Here is a 3,639-nt window from a genome sequence, read left to right on the forward strand (position 1 = left end):
TCACTCTCTTCTTCTTCCGAAGCCTCTTCTTGTGATGCTAATAATGCCCGTAAAACCTCTAACAAGTTGTCTCTATTTCTAATGTCACCATGCGCTGTAGGACTTGCTCTATGAGGCTGCCCACCATACATCTGTAATACACGGTTGACAAAATCACTTGCACGCATAGCGTTGTTTCCACCATTCAAGCCAACCGCATTGCTCCCAACAATTTGCGCCGCATTGGCATGGGGATTTTGAAGAAGCCGCGCGGCTCCTCCTGCTCCTTGTTGATGGGCTAAATACAACTCCGCTTCACTAGGCGCTCTTCCCAAAAGGCGGCTTAAATGATTGCGATTATCAAGCGTCAACCGCCCCATGGCATCAGCTGCTTGTATGGGGTCAAAACGATCCTGCAAACCATATTGTTTGGCGGTGCTGTCTATAAATTGATACAATCCACCAGCAGAAGAGCGGGGATTCCTTGCATTCGGATTGCCTCCACTTTCCACTTGCGCAACACGGTACAAATAACTCTCTGGCAAACCATAACGCGCTGCTGTTTGCCGTATCGCTTGATCGACTGAAGGACTATAACGGGTCATAGCCTAATCTCCTCCCTTACTCAAATGCACTCAATAAATTCAACTCCTCCGTTGAGGCTTTTCCCCCACCTCCAAACAAAGCAGCAGAAAGCTTTTTGAACCATTCTTTTGTCGCATATCCCTTATGATGCGCGTTTACCATGCGTTGAATGAGAGCTACAATTTGATCATTCTTAATCTGTGTTCCCCCTGTTAACAATTTGACAACATCCTTTTCAATCCGTTGACGCTCTCTAAACGCCGCCTCTTTGAAAGGAATCCAAGCAGCCTTCCCAGCAGCTTTTGCTAATTGTACAGCTGCATCATGTTTACCCGTTGGCATATTGACGTTATGCCTAAATGATATCTTTTCATCCGCTACACGACCTGGTATTCTATTATAAAAATCTGCATAATTAGCTTCTTTTTCGACAACCTTCTTAACAGCAGAAGCTTTATCGGCTCCATAAATCTTTGCAAATCGTTTATACAGATCATTCGTACCAAAAATCTCCTTTGCCTTGGATACTTCATCTTTTGTTTGACCCATACCTTGTAAAAGCTCTGCCCTTGAGCCCTTTTTAAAGTATTCTTGTTGTGCCTTTGGTAATTCATCAAAGATTTTACTGAATTCATCCTTATTAACCGACTTGCTAAGGATTTTGGAACCTTCATCCATGGCATCTAAACGTGAACTATATTGATGATACAATGATCGTGCCTTCTTATATTTAGGCGATATATCATCCATAAGCTCTAATAACTTTTTCTGAATGCCAACTAAGGTATGAACTTTACTGTTATCTCCTATCTTCTCGGCTGCATCTCTCATAAGACCAAGTTTAACCTTCGTTTCATGGAGAACACCCATGTTGGGCTTTTCTTTAAGGAGATTAAATTTTTCAGAAGAAAATGGATCAACTTCTTTGACCTTACTCGTGAATTCCTGTAGCCCTTCTTTATAAGCCTGTTTGAAATATGGACGCTTCATTAATTCATTAAGAGCGCCATAATGCTGTTCTCCTATCGGAGTCTTCTTAGCTATTTCGTAAAGATGTTCTGTATATGCTTCCCTACTCGCGGTAAGATCATTTTTTAAACCTGTGATATTTTGACGAGGAACAAAGTATTTATCAGCCGCCTTATGAACACGCTCCCCTCCTCCCAGCGCTCTCTGCCCAGCTCTTTTAGTCAAATCAAGATAAGCTCCTTGATTTCTTTTCGCGATATCAAAAACAAGATCTTGTAAAAAAGGACTATGATCAGCTACGTAATCGGTAGGAACTGCTTTTTTAAAAGATTCTCCTAGCTCTTCAGACGCCTCCTTACCTAAATGTTTACTGATTGCTCTTAACGTGTCTGTTGCAACACCTTCCTTATGAGAAGGAGAAAAAAGTCTTCGTATTCCGCTTACCGGATAACCAGCTAAATGAGCTAAAGCACTTCCAGCCAATGCCCCACCCGCTCCTAAACCTGCACCAGATAACGTACTTGTAAGTGTATTACCAAGTCCTTCACCTTCTCCCGCTCCATGTAATGCACCAGATGCCGCCCCTACTTTAAGCAAATGCGGCAATGTTGTTTTGTTCGTGATGCCTAAAAACGGGCTTGCAAATCGACTTGGGGGTAACTGACCTGCTTTCAAAAAGGCTTGACCTAATTTTGACCCCGCCACATTCCTTGCAAGTGTAGGCGCTACAAAGCGTGCTCCTGAGGCTAATAATCCTCCCCCTAACGTCGCAAGTGAAGGGATTGCCGACCCTAAAGCATTTCCAGCAAAAGAAGTCCAATAATGTTGATCACTCATCCTACGATAATAATCACGTATTCTATTGGCTTCTTTCTCATATTTTTCTATGGTTTTCTTATCTCCAGTCCAATAGTTGATAAGCCCCTTCGCAAAAGCCTTTATTGCCAACTCATCATCAGAATCACGTCCTGCCGCTGTAATCCCCGCAATCTCATCATCTAAATTAAAACTCAAACCATGCTTTAAAGAATTCCAAAAGGCTTCACTTTGCGTGATTTCGGGATGTTGGGATGATGTTTCGTATTCATCTTTAGGGATACGACGTATAACCCTTATTCCAGGACCAAAATCTGGAAATGGTTCCTCTACCGATGTTTCGTATTCCTCTTTAGGGATACGGCGTATAATTCTTATTCCAGGACCAAAATCTGGAAAATCTTGATGAGCATTATTATGATGAACCATTTATCTATCCCTAATAATGTCATATATATAGTTACCGTCTGGTATGGATACTCTTTCTCCAATAGCAAGTTTTTTAATATCTTCTCTGCTACTTATAGTTGGCAAGTTTTCAACACCTCCTTGCGGCATCGACTGATTAGCATATTGAGTAGAATACTTTAGACGCGATCTTACTTCCATTCCGTTTGACAACCTATAAATTTCCTCATCATTCAGTTTTTTAAAAAGATCAAACATATCTTTGATTTTTAAGAGCGTTTTATATAGTTCTTCTGGTTTATCGCTAATGTCCATAGTACCATAAGATGCTACTATGCGCCTGCTTTCTTCATTAGATAACGGTCCAACGCCTAATTTCCCGCCGTCACTTTGCTTTTTGATTGCTTCAATCACTCGAACAAAGACACCACCTTCAAGCGTTTTTAATTTATTTTTTAATGTTTTTGCAGCAGTATCGGGGAAAATCTGAGCAAAAGCACCGACCTTACCAGCAGCCTTTTTGGGATTCTTCTCTATAATTTGAAGAGCATTGTTAACTGTATCCACAATATGATTAATTTCTTTTGCTGCTACAGCAGCAGTGTTTCTCTTACCTATTTCCCACTCTTCTATGTCTCGTTTTTTCTGATTATACTCAAGTTCCTGCATCGACCCCTTAACCGGTCTCGCTCTACGTTCACCTAATTGTGAATTGGGATCCCATTCATAACCTTTATCTAACTGAGGTTTATCACCACCTGTTAGCATCGCACTAAGCATTTGAGGATTACGTGCCATAATAGCAGCTTCTTCTTCACTATAGCCTTTAGACTTTAGATACTCGACAGTCTGGTTAACCTGTCCTCTTTGTTTATCTCCTTC

2 protein-coding genes and 1 pseudogene are annotated in these 3,639 nt (G+C 41.2%); all 3 read right to left on the bottom strand.

What is annotated here, in order from left to right:
- Window positions 1–584: transglycosylase SLT domain-containing protein (locus ACFIO3_RS10085; protein ID WP_375704397.1), on the bottom strand; the 584-nt coding region annotated here is incomplete at its 3' end.
- Between the two features lie 16 nt (window positions 585–600).
- Window positions 601–2,778 (bottom strand): hypothetical protein, encoded by a 2,178-nt coding sequence (locus ACFIO3_RS10090; protein ID WP_375704398.1) that lies wholly within the window; start codon window positions 2,776–2,778, stop codon window positions 601–603.
- Window positions 2,779–3,639, bottom strand: a pseudogene (locus ACFIO3_RS10095) (hypothetical protein); the annotation flags it as partial.

The organism is Bartonella sp. AD328YNZD, assembly GCF_042196425.1.

Excerpts from the sequence above, each read along its gene's own strand:
- ACFIO3_RS10090 (WP_375704398.1), bottom strand. The coding sequence starts at position 2,778 with ATGGTTCATCATAATAATGCTCATCAAGATTTTCCAGATTTTGGTCCT.